Below are 18282 nucleotides of genomic sequence, written 5' to 3' on the forward strand. Positions count from 1 at the left end.
ATGTCACGCATCCTTCCTGAACATGCTGAGCATTCGGTAAGTCACGAGGAACCCGCCGAACACGTTGATCGAGGCGATGGCCGCCGAAATCACGGCCAGCACCGTCACCAGCGTATTGTTCGAGCCGATCTGCAGCAGCGAACCGATGAGGATGATGCCCGAGATGGCGTTCGTCTGGCTCATCAGCGGGGTGTGCAGCGAATGGGTGACATTCGACACGACGTAATACCCCACGAAAATCGCGAGGATGAAAATCGAGAACGTCATCAGAAGCTTCGTGTCGGCGAAGGCCAGCGCGATGGCGAGCAGAATGGCCGCAACTGCCGTGAGTATGGTGTTGCGCTTGCTCTTTTGCGCCTTGATCGCCGCGTCCTTGGCCTTGGCAGCCTCTTCCTGGGCTTTTTGCTCCTCGGGAGTCAGCTTTGGCTTATCGTCGGCCTTGGCTGCGGCGGACACCGCGACTTTGGGCGGCGGCCAAAGGATCTTGTCTTCCTTGGTCACGGTCATGCCGCGTTGCACCTCGTCGTCGAGGTCGAGCGTGACATTGCCGTCCTTCTTCGGGGTCAAGAGTTTCATCAGGTTGACCACGTTGGTGCCGTACAGCTGCGAGGTCTGCTGGGGCATACGGCTGGCGAGATCGGTATAGCCGATGATGGTCACGCCGTTGTCGATGGTGATTTTCTTGCCGGGTTGCGTCAGCTCGCAATCACCGCCACCGCTTGCCGCGAGATCGACAATCACCGAACCGGGCTTCATGCCAGCCACAGCATCCTTGGTGATGGTCAGGACACCCGCACCGCGCACCAAAGCGGTGGTGATGACGATATCGGCGTTGGCCGCTTCCTTGGTATACAAGGCCAGCGTCGCTTTCTCCTGATCCTCGCTCAGCGCCTTGGCGTAACCGGTGTCGGATTTCTCCTGCTGGGCGCCTTCGGCGCGCACGAATGTGGCACCAAGCGATTCGATCTGTTCCGCGGCTTCCGGGCGCACGTCGAAGGCGCGAACCTCGGCACCCATCGACGCGGCCGCGCCGATGGCGGCCAGACCTGCCACGCCGCCGCCGATGACGAAGACCTTGGCTGGAGCCGTTTTGCCAGCTGCGGTGACCTGTCCGGCGAACATGCCGCCGTAGGATTCCGCGGCCTCGATGACGGCACGGTAGCCGGAAACGTTCGACATGGTCGAAAGCACGTCCAGCGACTGCGCTCGCGAGATGCGAGGCACGGCGTCGAGCGCGAGGGCGGTGATGTTGCGATGAGTCAGGATGTCGAGCAGCTTGCCGTTGCTCTGGGGCGTCAGACGCGAAACCAGCATCGCGCCAGACTTCATCTGGGCGATCTCATCGGGCGTCGGGGTGTCGACGGTGACGACGATGTCAGCATTCCAGACATCTGCCGTTTGGCCGATTGTTGCGCCCGCGTCCTCAAAATCCTTGTCGGAGAAACTCGCCTCTTCTCCGGCCGAAGTTTCGATGGAGACATCATAACCGAGCTTTTTCAGCTGGCCGACGGTTTTTGGCGTCGCCGCAACCAGCCTTTCACCCGGAGATATTTCCTTAGGTATTCCGATAATCACAGTTGTTCCTTTCCTGGGGCAGTGACGGCAATGCATCACAACTGCAATACAACTTCTCTGTTGTCGTTGGTGTCCCTTCTTCGGGCACTTACACTTAACAGTATAGTCAGTTATTGCACGTTTGTATTAGAAACCAATATTTCACAATAAGCCAATCTTGCCGCAAAATGTTGGTTTTGCTTGCTACTCGAGATTAGACTGCTGATGCGCTGATGCGCTGAGGCGTTAAGCGGAGAGCCCTGTGGGCTCTACGTAGGTACTGGCCAAAACGTTAAGCAAGAAGTCCAGTGGACTTCTTGTAGTTTTGGTGAGCGCGATGCTCGAGCGCGAAATATTGACTTACTCCAAATTAGACTGAGTTCCAGCCGTCGCTGCAGTGGACTGCTGCTCGGCTTCGGCGTTCTCGAGTTTCGTGCGCACCTCGTTCAGGAGGCTTTGCGCACGCTTGGCCAGCGCCTCGCCGATTTCCCACTGGTGCATCGACTGGTCGAGGTTCAGCCCACCGGCCTCCAACGCCTGCACCGCTTTGATGAGGTTGTCGCGCGCCTCTTCGTAAGGCATCTTTGCGATCTGGTCGCGTTCCTTGTCGGTGAGGCTTGAGGCGGGGGTGTCCGCAGGCTTTGCCGTGGAGGTTTCAGCCTTGTCGTCTTTTGAATCGTTGGTTGTCGTTGCCATGATGCGTCCTTATATAACTCTTGTTGTTTGGTTATTATTAAATGTTCGTTTTCGGAAGTTGAGTGTCATTGCCGCGGTTTCGATAGCGGATTGACGAAATCCCACTCCCTGTTTATCAAGGTTTGACCGACTTGGCCTCTGTGACCACTTCGCCCTTCTTCAAGGTCAAAGTGAGCACATCGCCAGGGGAGACCGCCGTCGCGTCGTCCAGCACGTGGCCATTGGCCGCCTGCACCACCGCGTACCCACGATCGAGCGTGGATTGCGGGCTGAGAGCATTGAGGCTGGCATGCAGTTTCTCGACGGTCAGACTGGCGTCATCCACGAGCCGTGTCAATCCAAGCCGCATACGCTGCACCGATTCGTCGAGGAAGCGCTGATGTGGCTCGAGCATGGTCTGCGGATGCGTGAGGCTCGGACGGCTGGCGTAGCCTTCGATGACGCGGATCTCGTTGTCGACGCGGGCTTTCACACGCATATTCATCTGTGCACGTGCGTTGGCGATAAGCTGCCATTGTTCGCGCACGTCCGGCACCACTTTCTTCGCCGCATCAGTTGGAGTAGAGGCGCGCAGGTCGGATGCCAAATCGATCAGCGTCCAGTCGTCCTCGTGGCCCACGGCAGAAATAATAGGAGTCTGACACGCTGCGGTGGCGCGCACCACGCCTTCGTCCGAGAATCCGATCAGGTCCTCGAAGCTGCCGCCGCCGCGCGCGACGATGATGACGTCGACTTCAGGGTCGGCGTCAAGTTTCTGGATGGCGGCGATGACGTCGGACGGGCACTGCACGCCTTGGACGTGGGCGTGAACGACCTTGAATTTCACGGCCGGCCAACGCAGGTTGACGTTGGTGATGACATCGCCTTCCGCACGCGCTTGCGGGGCGCAAATCAAGCCTATGCATTTCGGGAATTCCGGAAGTTCGACCTTGTTTTCCTGATCAAAGAGCCCTTCGCCCTTGAGCTTCTTGCGCAGTTCGTCGATTTGCGCCTTGAGGTCGCCGGCGCCGATGCGACGAATGTCGTCGGCCACAAAGCTCAGACGGGTGGCCTTGACCCAGATGTCCGGCTTGCCGTGGATGACCACGCGGTCGCCCTGATGGAAGTTCGAAGCCATCGCCACGAAGTTGCGGAAGCCCATCACGGAAATGGAGATGTCCTCGAAATTATCGCGCAGGGTGATGTAGCCGGAACTGGCGCGGCGCATGTTGATTTCGACGATCTGCCCCTCAACCCACGACCCGGGCCAGCGCTTGACGGCGTCGTGGTATTTCTGGCTGACCACACTGACCGGCCAGGGGTTCTCGGGCGTGGTGTCACGCGCCAGCCGCGGCAGCTGGTCCAGGGGTTTCGGGCCCTGCTCGGCCACGCCCGAACCATCCGCGAACCCTGGCTGGTTGGGCGCGGCTTGCCCGTATCTCGTATTGAATGCCATGTCTCCACAATCCTCTTCATGAGGGACAAGAACCCATTTTCTTGAGGCGGATATCAAGATTTCCGGATCTGCGTCTGGACAAGTTTCGATGGCGTTCTCCGCGACACACCGGCGCCGAAAACTTTGTGGTATTTCTCACAGTGAATTTCCGCACCATTCCGCCGTTATTACTATATCTGGGGGAGAAACGCCGGACGTAACCCTAAATATAGTATTTAGAACGTCGTATAGTGAGGGAAGACACAGAAAGTTACACGTGTGTGATTTCAACCATGTGATTTGTTGGCTTCAGTGTCGGATTCTTAGCAGTAAAGGAAGGAATTGTGATGCAGGCTCAGGTTCTGGATGCACCGGCAAAGCCGAGCGCGGCGACGAAGGCCGTGCTGGTTGAGAAGCGTGACGGGCGTATCGTCGATTTCGACCCGGTGAACATCATCGCCGCGGTGAAGTCGGCCTTTAAGGATCTCAACAAAGAGGTTGGTCCCGAAGAGGAACAGATGATCCGCGATCTCGCCAATGGCATCGAGGGCGAAGTCAAGGAGCGTTACGCCGGCCCGGCCAAGATCGAGGATATCCAGAGTCTTGTCGAGCATGGTCTGGTTGAGAACCATCTCTATGACGTGGCTCGCAACTACACGAACTATCGTTTGAATAAGGACATCGACCGCGCCAAGGCCACCGATATCAACGCCGCCGTCGACCGTTTGGTCAACAAGGACGAGACGCTGGTGCGCGAGAACGCCAACAAGGATTCCAACGTCTACGCTACGCAGCGTGACCTGCTCGCCGGCGCCGTTTCCAAGGCTTCCGCTTTCTCGATGCTCCCCAAGCGCGTCGCCAACGCCCACATGAAGGGCGACATCCACTTCCACGACGCCGATTATTCGCCGTTCACCGCCGAGACCAACTGCAGCCTGCCGAATTTCGCCGACATGCTCCACAATGGTTTCGAGCTGGGCAACGCGATGATGGACACCCCGAAGTCCATCGGCACCGCCGCCACGCAGATCACGCAGATCATCAAGGACATCGCGGGCGACCAGTACGGCGGCCAGACCGTCAACCGCGCCGACGAGATGCTCGACGAGTACGCCCGCAAGGACTACAGGAAGTTCCTTGACCAGGCTCACACCATGATTCCGGATTCCATGCCAGAGGATGTGGCGCAGGAGATCGTCGACGGCCTCAAGGCCAACGAGCCCAAGACTCTGCACTTCGATGCCGACCGCAAGCCGATCCCGCAGGATGTTCCGTTCCACACGGACGTGCCGCGCATGGAGCAGATTCGTGAGATCTACGCCAAGATTATGACCCGCAAGTCCATCTACGACGCCATGCAGACCATGGAATACCAGATCAATTCCAACCGCGTCTCCAACGGCCAGACCCCGTTCGTCACCGTCGGCTTCGGCCTGGGCACCTCGTGGTTCTCCCGCGAGATCACTCGCTGCATTTTCCTGGTGCGTATCCTCGGCCTTGGTCGCGACCATCATACCGCGATCTTCCCGAAGCTTACCTACGCCATCAAGCACGGCATTAACTCCGAGCCCGGCGATCCGAACTACGACCTGAAGCAGCTCGCGCTCGAGTGCTCCACCAAGCGTATGTACCCCGACATCCTCTTCTACGAGAACCTCGTCAAGATCACCGGCTCCTTCAAGGCGCCGATGGGCTGCCGTTCCTTCCTGCCCGCCTGGACCAACCCGGACACCGGCAAGGAGGAAGAGGAAGGCCGCATGAACCTCGGCGTCGTCACCGTCAACATTCCGCGCATCGCGCTGGAATCCCGCGGCGACAAGGATCGCTTCTGGAAGATCTTCGACGAGCGCATGGATGTCGCGCACGAAGCCATGCAGTTCCGCATCATGCGCTGCAAGCAGGCCAAGCCGATCAACGCCCCGACGCTTTATCGTTACGGTGCCTTCGGTCGTTTGGATGCCAACGACAACGTCGACCAGCTCTTCAACCGTGATCGCGCCACCGTTTCGCTCGGCTACATCGGCCTGTACGAAGCGACCAGCGTCTTCTACGGCAAGGATTGGATGACCGATCACAGCTGGGACGCGGAAGGCAAGGAGTTCGCGCTTTCCATCGTCAAGAAGATGAACGAGCTGTGCGCCAAGTGGGCCAAGGAAGAGGGCTATCACTATTCGCTCTATTCCACGCCCGCCGAGTCGTTGACCGACCGCTTCAACCGCATGGATCGCGAGAAGTTCGGCCGTGTGCCGGGAGTCACCGACCATGACTTCTACACCAACTCCTTCCACTATCCGGTCTGGCTTTCGCCGACCCCGATGGAGAAACTCGACTATGAGAAGGACTTCCCGTATTACGCTTCGGGCGGGTTCATCAACTACTGCGAGTTCCCGACCCTGCAGACCAACCCGAAGGCGCTCGAGGCCGTGTGGGATTACGCCCACAACATCGGCATCGGCTACCTCGGCACCAACACCCCGATCGACCACTGCTACGTTTGCGGTTTCGAGGGCGACTTCGAACCGACCGAGGAAGGCTTCAAGTGCCCCGAGTGCGGTAACTCAGACCCAGACAAGTGCAACGTCACCAAGCGCACCTGCGGCTACCTCGGCAACCCGGTGCAGCGTCCGATGGTGCACGGCCGTCACGAGGAGATCACGCACCGCGCCAAGCACATGAGCGGCGAGACCGGACATGTGATCCTGAAGGACGGCACCGAGCGCGAATGGTACGAAGAGGCCAAGTAGTTCGGTAGTTTTGCAAACGCAAAAGTGAAGGCGGTTCATCGTTCGGTGTACCGCTTTTACTTTGCCTGAAAGTCCGTGTGGCCATCGTAAGGCCGAGAATCAAGTCAAAAGTCAAGAAAAGGAAAGAGACGATGGGAAAGCTGGCAGGCGGCAAGCTGCATGATTTCGCGGCGGGCGAGCAGAATCGCGGCCCTTGGATTCCCACGGCCTACGCCAACAATCCGAAGGCGGGGCAGTGGACCAGCGGCAAACTGAGCCACGACATGATCGCCGACTACAAACCGCTGGTGATGACCGACGGCGAAGGCATCCGCTGCTCCGTCTACGTTTCCGGCTGCCCGTTCCATTGCGTCGAATGCTTCAACGAATCCATCTGGGATTTCCAGGCCGGCCACCCGTATACACAGGATTTCGAGGATAAGGTCATCAAGGACCTGTCGCAAGGCGTCGTTCAAGGTATTACATATCTTGGCGGCGAGCCGTTGCTCAACACCGGCGTGCTGCTGAAGCTTTCCAAACGTATCCGCAAGGAATTCGGCCATAGCAAGGACATCTGGTGCTGGACCGGCTATACATGGGAAGAGCTGATGCGCTCCGGCGAAAGCGCCGACAAACTCGAGCTGCTGCGTTACGTTGATGTGTTGGTCGATGGCCGCTATATGAAGGACCACCACGATTCTCTGCTGCAATTCCGCGGTTCGAGCAACCAGCGCATTTTGGACGTGCCAGCTTCGTTGCGTGCGCACGACGAGACCAGAACAATCACGCCGGTTATCTGGCCGAAACTGCACGACCAGCATCGTTTCATCCCCGAGGTCTATGGCAAGGATCGTTCCGCAGGCGAAGGTGCTGCCAGCTGAGTACGGCTTGAATGGCTTAGCTCCGAACGATGGCTCAGGTTTGTGGAAGATTCGATGACTTGTGGATTCAATAGTGACAAGACCTTATGCCTTTATAAGACAAATGCGACAAGGGGGATATGCATGAATCGTTACATTTGTCAAGAGACGAACATCACAATGTTGCCTCTGTGAGCTGAATCATCGAAATGGGTCTGGCGGCTGGGTTGTGTCACGACTAATCTGACTAAATAGTATGTGTGTAAACTCACAGCTTCAGATTACGCAAAACGCGGTGAGTTTACGGAATGGCAAAGGATTCAGGCATGGCTGACGTGATGGACACCAAGACGATGGAGCAAGGGGTTGCGCCTCTGCGCGTCGGGCTCGATATCGGCTCAACTACGGTCAAGGCCGTCGTGCTGGACAAAAGCAACGACCTGAAGGACGTGCTGTTCGCGGATTACCGGCGCCACAACGCCAACGTTCGTGCCACGGTGGCCGGGTTGCTGCGTGACATCAAGAAACAGCTTGAAGAGGAAGGCCGCGGTTCGCAGCCGATCAACCTTGCCATCACCGGTTCCGGCGGCTTGGGCTTGGCCGACGATATGAACGTTCCGTTCGTCCAGGAGGTCATCGCCGAGACCAAGGCCATCGACGAGGTCTATCCCGAAGCGGACGTCATCATCGAGCTCGGTGGCGAGGACGCGAAGATTACGTACCTGAAGCCGACTCCTGAGCAGCGCATGAACGGCTCCTGCGCGGGCGGCACCGGCGCGTTCATCGACCAGATGGCGACGTTGCTGGATACCGACGCCTCCGGCTTGAACGATATGGCCAAGGATTACAAGCTTCTCTATCCCATCGCCTCGCGTTGTGGCGTGTTCGCCAAATCCGACTTGCAGCCGCTAATCAACGACGGTGCCGACAAGCCTGATCTGGCCGCGTCCATTTTCTCTGCCGTCGCCACACAGACCATCGCCGGTCTCGCTTCCGGCCGTCCGATTCACGGCAACGTGGTCTTCCTTGGCGGACCGCTGTTCTTCCTTTCTGAGTTGCGTGAGGCCTTCGCCCGCGCGCTTGAGGGCAAGGTCGACAAGTTCATCGTTCCCGAGAACGCCCACCTTTATGTCGCCTACGGTTCCGCGCTGATGTGCGGCGACGACAACGAGCTTGATTCCGGGCAACATTTCGAACCTCATACCTGTGACGAGATTCTCGATGATCTTGAAGCGTTGAAGAACAAGCCGGTCGACACCGCCACGATGCCGCCACTGTTCCCGACTGAGGAGGACCGGCGCAAATTCAACGAACGTCATGGCAAGGAGCAGGTCAAGGTCGGTACGCTGGAAGGCGCGAAAGGCCCGCATTTCCTTGGCATCGACGCCGGTTCCACCACCATCAAGGCGACGCTCATCAACGACGACCGCGAGATTGTGTGGTCGTCCTACGGCACCAATGACGGCAGCCCGCTGGATGCCGCCGTCGAAATCGTGCGCAAGATCGAAAACGCGCTGCCGGCTGAGGCGTGGATCGCACGCAGCTGTGCCACTGGTTATGGCGAAGGCCTGATTACCACCGGGTTGCACCTGGACGAGGGCGTGGTAGAAACCATGGCGCATTATCGCGGCGCCGAAATGGTGAGCCCAGGCGTCACCGCCGTCATTGACATCGGCGGGCAGGATATGAAATACCTGGCCATCGCCGACGGCGTCATCGATTCGATTTCCGTCAACGAGGCCTGCTCGTCTGGTTGCGGCTCGTTCCTGCAGACCTTCGCTTATTCCATGGGCCTGACCATCGAAGAGTTCACGCAGGCCGCGTTGAGGTCCGACCATCCGGTCGATTTGGGCTCGCGCTGCACCGTGTTCATGAACTCGTCGGTCAAGCAGGCGCAGAAGGAAGGCGCCACCGTCGAGAACATCGCGGCCGGCCTCTGCTATTCCGTGGTGCGCAACGCACTTTACAAGGTCATCAAGCTGCGTGATTCCGGCCAGCTTGGCGACACCATCGAGGTACAGGGCGGCACGTTCCTGAACGACGCGGTGCTGCGTGCCTTCGAGCTGTTGACCGGCAAAGAGGTCACCAGGCCGAATATCGCCGGTCTGATGGGTGCGTTCGGTGCGGCGCTGACCGCCCGCATGCATTATGAAGATGCCCACGACACCGACGAGACTGCGGAACATACCAAATCGGCCATCGTCCAAGGCGATGAACTTGATCACCTGTCGATGACCTCCGAGCGTGATGTGTGCAAGCGGTGCCAGAACCGTTGCAAGCTCACCATCACGACGTTCCAGGACGGCTCGCGCTATGTCACCGGCAACCGCTGCGAACGCGGCGCCGACGCTAAAGCGGAACGCAGCGACCGCCCGAACCTTTACGACTACAAGTACAAGCGCGTCTTCGCCTATCGCCGCCTGACCGACAAGAAGGCCTACCGCGGCGAAATCGGCATCCCGCGTGCGCTGAACATGTACGAGAACTATCCGTTCTGGTTCACCTTGCTCACCAATCTCGGCTTCAAGGTCCGTCTTTCCGGCCGAAGCAGCCATGAGCTCTTCCAGTCCGGCATCGAATCCATCGCCTCCGAGAACATCTGCTATCCGGCGAAGATGGTGCACGGCCACATCAAATGGCTGCTTGACCGCGGTGTCAAAACCATTTTCTATCCCTGCGTCTCGTACGAGGAGAACCTGGTCGAGGGCGATACCGACAACCATTACAACTGCCCAATCGTCGCCAACTATCCGGTCGTAATAGAAGCCAATATGGGCGAACTGCGCGAACCCGGCATCCGCTATATGCGTCCCTACTTCAACCTTGCCGACCACGAGCTGATGGTCGACCGCATCGTCGAGGAGTTCGCTTGGACCAACGTCACCCGCGAAGAGGCCGAGAAGGCCGTCAAGGCTGCGTACGCCGAAGACAAGATCTTCAAGCACGACGTGCAGCAGGAAGGCCTGCGTGCGTTGGCGTATATGAAGGAACACAACTGCCGCGGCATCGTGCTCGCCGGCCGTCCCTACCATATCGACCCCGAAATCAACCACGGCATCCCCGAGACCATCTGCTCGCTGGGAATGGCGGTGCTTTCCGAGGATTCCATCTGCGAGTTGCAGCCGGGCGAGAACCTGCACCTGAGCGAATACCTGAGCAAGGGTGAGAAGGATCCGCGCGCCAAGAACGAAGGCGGGTTCCGCGAGGTCGGCGACCGCAAGGTCATCAACATGCCGTTGCGCGTGGCCAACCAGTGGGCCTATCATTCCAGGCTTTATGCGGCGGCGAATTTCGTCGCGTCCTACCCGGGGCTCGAGCTGGTGCAGCTCAACTCCTTCGGCTGCGGCATCGACGCCATCACCACCGACCAGGTCAGCGAGATTCTTGCCGACAAGGCCGATGTATATACGCTGTTGAAGATCGACGAGGTCAGCAACCTCGGCGCGGCGAAGATTCGCCTGCGTTCGCTCAAGGCCGCCATCGAGGAGCGCGAGGCCAACAAGGCAAAGCTTCAGAAGGCTGCGGACAAGGCCGAAGTTGAAGCGAAGGCCGCTGGGGTTGCTGCGAATAATGGCAATACCGACGATTCCGGCAACCAAGAAGGTGCTGCGGAATCCGCACGGATTTCCGCCGAAGAAGCAGCCAAGAAAGTAGCCGAAGCGAAGGCGCGTCAAGAGGTTGCCGCTAAACGCGAGGCCGAATTGAAGGACGCGGAAAGCAAGCTTGAAGAGGCCAAGGCACAGTTGGCAGCAGCCCAAGCTGCCGTTGACGCCGCCGAAAGTAAGGCCGAGACCGCCAAGCAGAACGTTGAGACAGCTGAGGGTTCCGTTGATGCTGTTGCTACTGGTAATTCCGGCAACGTCGATGATTCTGCCGATAACGATGTCAACGCAGCTGATGCCACTGAGGCTCCCGCCGACAAGCAGGGCGAATTTCGCAAAACCGGTTCCAAGGCGCCGACCCCGGGTCGTCAAGTGCTGCTCGACAGCGTGATGAAGTCGAATCCGAAGCTCACCGAGTCGATGAAGCAGGTTTCGCGTCGAGCCAACGGCAAGTCCGGTGCAACTGTCGCAGACAAGGCGACGGCACCTGCAAAGTCCGGTTCCGCAAAGGCCAAAGGCTCTGTGACAAGTGCCAAAAAGGCCGCCAAGACGGGCGGGAAGAAGCGCAGCAAGGGCACCCTTTCGGCGTATGCCCACAAGGTGCGTTTCCAAAAGGACATGCGCCGCGACTACACCATCGTCGCCCCGCAGATGAGCCCGGTGCACATGAGCCTGGTCGAGTCCGTGATTCGTTCCGGCGGCTACAACTTCGACGTGCTCAAGATGGCCGACCAGCAGGACGTGGAAACCGGCCTCAAATACGTCAACAACGACGCCTGTTACCCGGCCATCATGGTTGTCGGCCAGCTGGTCGACTCGATCATCAAGGGCAAGTACGATCCCGACAAGGTCTGCCTCGCCATCACCCAGACCGGTGGCATGTGCCGTGCCACCAACTATTACGGACTGATCCGCAAGGCGCTGGTTGATGCAGGCTATCCGCAGGTGCCGGTCATCGCGCTTTCCACGCAAGGCATCGAGGACAACCCCGGTTTCACCGCGACCCCGACTTTGCTCTGGCGTGCGCTCAAAGCGCTGGTCATCGGCGATTTGCTGATGAAATGCCATTACCGCGTGCGTCCGTACGAAAAGGTCAAGGGCAGCGCCAACAGGCTCTACGAGATGTGGGACAAGATCGTGCGCGAGACCATCGAGCACCACGGCTATTCCGCGACCGCCAAAAAGAAGATCGGCAAAGGCTACCTGCCCTACCAAACGCTGTTGAACGAGATCGTCAAGAGCTTCGATGCCCTGCCGCTGCGCAACATCCCGCGCAAGCCGCGTGTCGGTGTGGTCGGCGAGATTTTGGTCAAGTACCATCCGGACGCCAACAACCATCTGGTCGACGTCATCGAATCCCAGGATTGCGAGGCCGTCGTGCCCGGCATCATGGAGTTCATGACCACGCGTCCGTACATTACCGACTGGAACGAGCATAACACCGGCATGGGCGGCAACAAGAAGCTCTACGCCGTGATGCGCTGGGGCCTCGACCGGATTCTGAACCCGGTGCGCCGCGCCATCGACCTCGCGCACGGCAAGTTCAGCCAGGACACCCCGATGCCGGAGTTGGTCAAGCTCGCTTCCACCGTCACGTCGATTGGCGTGCAGGCCGGAGAAGGCTGGCTCTTGACCGGCGAGATTCTTGAGCTCATCAAGTCCGGCTGCCCGAACGTCGTATGCGCTCAGCCGTTCGCCTGCCTGCCCAACCACGTCACCGGACGCGGCATGTTCGGCAAGATTCGCAGGCTTCACCCCGAGGCCAACATCGTCTCCATCGACTACGATCCCGGCGCTTCCGCCGCCAATCAGTTGAACCGCATCAAGCTGATGATCGCCGCCGCCAAGAAGGCCGACCAGAAGCTCGCCAAGGCCGATTGAGGCTGAGACGCTGGTCTGAGTCATAAAGCCATGTGTCGATAGAGCACAATAAAAGTTGGGCATACCTGTTCATGGGTATGCCCAACTTTGCTATATTGGCGAGTTGTTATGAAGTTCATCACCACTCGGTGCGCCAGTATTGCGGGGCGGCGGGAATATTCTCGCGCGGAACGCCAAGGCGGGCGGCGGCCATCGCGGGCCAATGCGGGTTGCGCATCGCGGCACGGCCGATGGAGACCGCGTCGACCTGCTGGGTACGTAGCATCGTTTCGGCCTGTTCCGGGCTTGAGATGCCGCCGACCACGCTGACGACCGCGTCGGTGCCCGCAAGCGCGTCTTTCATTTGCGCACCTAAAATCGCATGGAATCCTGGGCCGGAAGGTTGCAACGGGGTGTTGACCAAACCGCCGGAAGAGACGTCGACCCAGTTGACGCCGTGGTTTTTGACCAGCTCGCGCATCAGGCGTGAGGTGATGTCGATGTCAAGCCCGCCTTCGACCCAGTCGGTGGCGGAAATGCGGATGCCAAGTGGTTTGGAATCCGGCCACGCCTCGCGCACGGCGTCTGCGACTTCGTAGGTCAGGCGGAACCGGTTTTCTTCGCTGCCGCCGTATTCGTCGGTTCTCGTGTTGGTCAGCGGGGAGAGTGATTGGTGGAGCAGATAGCCGTGCGCCCCATGAAGCTGGATGGCATCGTAGCCTGCGGCATCAGCCCGGCGTGCGGCGGTCGCAAAGTCCGAGACGATCTGCTCGATTCCGGCCTTGTCCAGTTTCGTCGTCGGCCGGTAGCCTTTGGCGATGGATTGATTGGTCATCCCGACCGTCTGCCATCCACCGTCCTCAATCGGTGCGGAACCGCCGTGGAAGCCCGGAAGCCAAGGCTTGCCCGAAGCGCGACCGCCAGCGTGGTTGAGTTGCACGGCCGCCGCAGCGCCTTGCGAGTGGATGAACGACACCAAATGCCGGTGCGCCGCTTCCTGCTCGTCGTTATACATCCCGAGATCGCGCGGCGAAATCCGGCCAACAGGATTGACTCCGGTCGATTCGATGGTCAGCATCCCGAACCCGCCGGCCGCGATGGCCCCGTAATGTTGAAGGTGCCAATCAGTGGCCACGCCATCCATCTTGTCGACGGCATACTGGCACATGGGGGAGAGGATGGTCCGGTTGCGCAGCGTCAATCCCGTCCCGTCCGGTGTGGCGATGGTCAACGATGAAAACAAAGTGCTGCGATTATCCGTGGTCATGACGTGCTCCTTTGACGGATGGCGAAACAATATAAAGCGTTACTGTCGTTATATCAGTTGTTTGTTATTTTGTTATTTTATCTCGTGCGGCATGCGGCGCGGGTTTGGCGGGCTGTGCGTTTGCTCAGATTCGCGACTTGAGATGCGTTGTGATCCGGGATAAGTGGACGGCGAAGCTGGAAGGCAAGTGCGCAACCCGCGTAATTGTTCGATAAATATGGCGTCAACGAATACGATTGAAAGGTATGAACATTACTCCACGAGTGAGTTACGCGCATGTCGGCGCGAAGGTGAACGACAAGCATGTGGCCAGCCTGCTGCGTTTCTTCCAGTCTGGGGCCAAGCCGGAACGCGACGATGGGTACGGCGTCGAGATCGAGCACCTGCCCGTGCGCAACGGAAGCGACCAAGCGGTCAGCTACGCCGAACCCAACGGCATCGAGACGCTGTTGGAACGGCTTCGTCCCTATTACGACGCCGGCAGGGAGTTCATCGAGGACGGTCATCTGCTGGGGCTTTCGCGCGAAGGCATCAGCCTCTCGCTCGAGCCTGGTGGACAGTTCGAGACGTCCATTGGTGTATTACATTCTCCAGAGGAATTGCTTCAAATCTATGCAAAGTTCCGCGGCGAGATCGACCCGATTCTTGACGATCTGGGCTTCCGCCTGATTAATTATGGCTACCAGCCGGTCACAGGTTTCGCGGACATCAAACTGAATCCGAAGCGCCGTTACGCGGCGATGAACGATTATCTCGGCCATGTCGGCTCGTATGGTCCTTGCATGATGCGTTGCACCGCTTCGACACAGGTGAGCATCGATTACAGCGACGAAGCGGACGCCGTCGCCAAGATGCGTGTCGGTTCGGCGTTGGGCCCGATCATCTCCATGTTTTTCCGGAATTCCCCGTATTTCGAAGCCCAGCAGAATCCGTTCCCGCTTCTGCGGCAGCGTATCTGGGACAAGGCCGATCCGCAGCGCACCGGCATCACGCCAGGGCTTTTCGACTCGCGGTTTGGCTGGGAGGATTACGCCCGCGACGTCCTGGCGACGCCGTTGATGTTCGTCGATCTTACCCATACCCCGGAGGCAGCCGGTTTGAGCGAGGACGAGCAGGAATTCGTTGCGTTCGAGAAGAACGCCGCCGATGTCTACCCGGACCGCGAGCTCAACGATTACGAGGCGAGCCACATCATCTCGACGCATTTCAACGATGTGCGCCTGAAGAATTTCGTGGAGCTCCGGCATTGGGATTCCCTGCCCATCGAGCGCGCGGAGCTCTTGACCGAAACGGTGAGGAACGTGTTCTACAACGACGCGAATTTCGCCCATTGGAAGGCGTTCGTCGAAGGCCTCTCGATTGTGGATGTCGAGCTGGCGAAGGATGATCTGCAAGCGCGCGGCATGAAGGCGCGTCCGTTCGGGAAAACCATGGATGAATGGCGGGATGCGCTCGGACTGGAAGACACCCGTGCCGACATTCCCGGTGATCCGGTTCATCCCCACGTGTTCCAGCGCTGAAAAGCTTACCGATAACCCTTCCACAGCGGCATCGGCATCAGTTCTGCCTCGCATTCGGCCCACATCTCGTTCAGGTCATGTTCCGGTGCGCGCAACCAGCGCAACTGGATGCCATCCATCATGCTGAACCCGGCCTGCAGCAGGTGCTCGATGTTCGTGCTTTCCGGCACGTACCAAGGAATCCGAACCATTTCCTCGAGCAGGTTCTGGTCGCGTTTCCTGAAATATTCGTGGGCCGGATGCCTGGGGTCGATCGCCTCGGCGTCCAGCGTCGAGAACATGTGGACCTGCTCGGGTCGTTGGGCGTTGATCGCCACGACCTCGCGCCACATGCGCGCCAGATTCGGCCGGTCGGTCATCCTGAAATGCTCCATGATGCTTTCGGTGCCGGGGTCGTAGATCTCGTCGAGTACGATCTCGAGCAGCCCCGCCTTGCTGCCGACGTGATGCAGCACCCCGGGCTTGGTCATACCCACGGTATTGGCGATTTTCTGCAGCGAAGTCCCGTAATACCCGCGTTCTCCGAACGAGACGACCGCGGCGTTGAGTATCGCGGTGCGGCTGTCAACGCCCTTGGTCCGGGCGCTGAGGATCGGCGTTGATGGTTGGCGATGAAGATGTGTCATCTCGGGCTGGTTCTTTCTGCAAGTGCGCGCTTGAACATCCATTCCATAGTGCCGATTGTGCCCGCAAAGGTAGACGGAAAAGGATTGCTTTTGTAGCCGGTTCGTAATAGCGTTGATTGTAGTCTGTCGGCTTCAGCAGTCCCTCGTTTTGCGGTTGCGCACTGTCTCATTGTGCGCAAAACATGAGCGCAAGGCGGGACGAAAGTCATGGGGGAGAAGCGGCGGTTCCGCTAAGAATCAAGAAAAGAGGGTTGGATGAGCAAGACACTTGATGCTCCCCAGAACGCACAGGTGGTGGCAACGGATCGGGAACACCCCAAGCACCTGATACGCACGTTGTTGCACAGCCTGCGCGAATACAAGCGCGAAAGCCTGTTGGCGCCGGCGTTCGTGATGGTCGAGAGCGTCCTCGAGATCGTGATCCCCACCGTCATGGCCCAGCTCATCGACCAAGGCGTCTCCGGCGGCTCGATGCCGGCGATCTGGAAATTCGGCATCATTTTGCTCGGTTGCGCCATCGTCTCGCTGTTCGCCGGGTTCATGTCCGGGCGTTACGCGGCCATCGGCTCGTCCGGTTTCGCCAAGAACCTGCGCCATGATTTGTTCGAGAAGGTGCAATCCTTCAGCTTCACCAACATCGACCGCTTCTCGACCGGCTCGATCATCACCCGTTTGACCACCGACGTCACCAACATCCAGTTCGCCTTCCAGATGATCATCCGCGTGGCCGTGCGCGCCCCGATGATGGTCATCGTCGCTTGGATCTTCTCCTTCAGGATCAGCCATTCCATCTCGATGGTCTTCTTGGTCATCATCCCGATTTTGGGCCTGGCGCTTACGGGCCTGGCGCTTTCGGTGCATCCGATCTTCGAGAAGGTCTTCCATACCTACGACCACCTGAACAACATCGTTGACGAGAACCTCCAGGGCATCCGCGTGGTCAAGTCCTACGACCGCGAGGAGCACGAGGACCGCAAGTTCGGCCGCGTCTCCCAGCGTATCTACGAGCTCTATTGCAAGGCCGAGCACGTCATGGCCTTCAACTGGCCGATCCTCAACACCTGCATCTACGGCGCGATGCTCGTCATCTCGTGGATGGGCACCAAGCAGATCGTCGCCTCGCACAACAACCCGGTGCTAGGCCTGACGACCGGCGACCTGACCGCGCTGGTCACCTACGCCATGCAGATCCTGATGTCCCTGAACATGGTCTCGATGATCGTGGTCATGGTCGTCATCTCCCGCGCCGACGCCGAACGTATCTGCCAGGTCCTGAACGAGGTGAGCACGGTGCGCGACAACAGCCACCCGATCACCAAGGTCCCCAACGGCTCCATCAAGTTCAACGACGTCACCTTCCGCTACTCCGAGGGCTCGGAACGGCCGGTGCTTGAGGACATCAACCTCGACATCAAGGCCGGCAAGACCATCGGCATCGTTGGCGGCACCGGCTCCTCCAAGTCGAGTCTTGTGCAGCTTATCCCGCGATTGTATGACGTTTCGTCCGGTTCGCTTGAGGTCGGCGGGCACGATGTGCGCGACTACGACCTGGTCGCCCTGCGCGACGCCGTCGCCATGGTGCTGCAGAAGAACGTGCTGTTCACCGGCACCATCGCCGAGAACATCCGTTGGGGCAATCCCGACGCCAGCGACGAGGATGTGGTGCGCGTTTGCAAGCTCGCCCAAGCTGACGGGTTCATCCGCGAGTTCCCGAAGGGTTACGACACCTATATAGAGGAAGGTGGTTCCAACGTTTCCGGCGGGCAACGGCAACGCTTGTGCATCGCCCGCGCGCTGTTGAAGAAGCCGCAGATTCTCATTCTCGACGATTCCACCAGCGCGGTCGACACCAAAACCGACAAACTGATCCGCAACGCCTTCGCCACCGAGATCCCCGACACCACGAAGATTATCATCGCGCAGCGCTTGGCTTCCGTGCAGGAATCCGACGAGATCATCGTGATGGAGGAAGGCCATATCCTCGACCACGGCACGCACGACGAGCTGCTGAAGACATGCGAGGAATACCGTTCGATCTACGAATCCCAGACGAAGAACCAGGGCAAGGGGGATGATGACGATGAGTGAAGCGACGATGACCACAAAGAACAGCAACGAGCAGGACGTGACCGCTAACGACGGCAAAAGCCAAACCAAAGG

Annotated in this window: 10 protein-coding genes; 5 read left to right on the top strand and 5 right to left on the bottom strand. The window is 59.0% G+C overall.

Features of this window, described 5'->3' with window-relative positions; all coding sequences use genetic code 11:
• Positions 1-3: 3 nt before the first annotated feature.
• From OZX73_RS02250 to xseA, 3 genes are all read right to left on the bottom strand, one after another.
• Positions 4-1611 (bottom strand): Re/Si-specific NAD(P)(+) transhydrogenase subunit alpha, encoded by a 1608-nt coding sequence (locus tag OZX73_RS02250; RefSeq protein WP_348519467.1) that lies wholly within the window; start codon positions 1609-1611, stop codon positions 4-6.
• 303 nt (positions 1612-1914) lie between these two features.
• The gene (locus OZX73_RS02255) at positions 1915-2250 is read right to left on the bottom strand and encodes an exodeoxyribonuclease VII small subunit (protein ID WP_277150260.1); all 336 of its coding nucleotides are present in this window, start codon (positions 2248-2250) and stop codon (positions 1915-1917) included.
• Between the two features lie 115 nt (positions 2251-2365).
• A complete protein-coding gene (xseA, locus tag OZX73_RS02260; protein ID WP_277150261.1) occupies positions 2366-3685 on the bottom strand; it encodes an exodeoxyribonuclease VII large subunit in 1320 nt (439 codons plus the stop codon).
• Positions 3686-4011: 326 nt separating this feature from the next.
• Here xseA and nrdD point away from each other — a divergent pair, with 326 nt between their 5' ends.
• From nrdD to OZX73_RS02275, 3 genes are all read left to right on the top strand, one after another.
• Positions 4012-6408, top strand: a complete 2397-nt coding sequence (gene nrdD / locus OZX73_RS02265) for an anaerobic ribonucleoside-triphosphate reductase (protein WP_277150887.1) — start codon at positions 4012-4014, stop codon at positions 6406-6408.
• A gap of 140 nt (positions 6409-6548) precedes the next feature.
• Positions 6549-7268: an anaerobic ribonucleoside-triphosphate reductase activating protein gene (nrdG, locus tag OZX73_RS02270; protein ID WP_277150888.1), complete on the top strand. Its 720-nt coding sequence runs from the start codon at positions 6549-6551 to the stop codon at positions 7266-7268.
• Between the two features lie 305 nt (positions 7269-7573).
• Positions 7574-12730: an acyl-CoA dehydratase activase-related protein gene (locus OZX73_RS02275; RefSeq protein ID WP_277150264.1), complete on the top strand. Its 5157-nt coding sequence runs from the start codon at positions 7574-7576 to the stop codon at positions 12728-12730.
• A gap of 118 nt (positions 12731-12848) precedes the next feature.
• Here the strand turns inward: OZX73_RS02275 and OZX73_RS02280 are convergent, their stop codons facing one another.
• Entirely contained in the window at positions 12849-13976 is a 1128-nt protein-coding gene (locus OZX73_RS02280) for an NADH:flavin oxidoreductase/NADH oxidase (RefSeq protein WP_277150267.1), read from the bottom strand.
• A gap of 245 nt (positions 13977-14221) precedes the next feature.
• Here OZX73_RS02280 and OZX73_RS02285 point away from each other — a divergent pair, with 245 nt between their 5' ends.
• A complete protein-coding gene (locus OZX73_RS02285; protein ID WP_277150268.1) occupies positions 14222-15496 on the top strand; it encodes a glutamate-cysteine ligase family protein in 1275 nt (424 codons plus the stop codon).
• A gap of 5 nt (positions 15497-15501) precedes the next feature.
• Here OZX73_RS02285 and OZX73_RS02290 read toward each other — a convergent pair whose 3' ends face one another.
• On the bottom strand, positions 15502-16122 hold the full coding sequence (locus OZX73_RS02290) for a TetR/AcrR family transcriptional regulator (protein ID WP_277150270.1): 621 nt from the start codon (positions 16120-16122) through the stop codon (positions 15502-15504).
• A gap of 255 nt (positions 16123-16377) precedes the next feature.
• Here OZX73_RS02290 and OZX73_RS02295 point away from each other — a divergent pair, with 255 nt between their 5' ends.
• Positions 16378-18210, top strand: a complete 1833-nt coding sequence (locus tag OZX73_RS02295; RefSeq protein WP_277150293.1) for an ABC transporter ATP-binding protein — start codon at positions 16378-16380, stop codon at positions 18208-18210.
• Positions 18211-18282 lie beyond the last annotated feature (72 nt).

The organism is Bifidobacterium sp. ESL0775 (assembly GCF_029395475.1).
GTDB lineage: Bacteria > Actinomycetota > Actinomycetes > Actinomycetales > Bifidobacteriaceae > Bifidobacterium.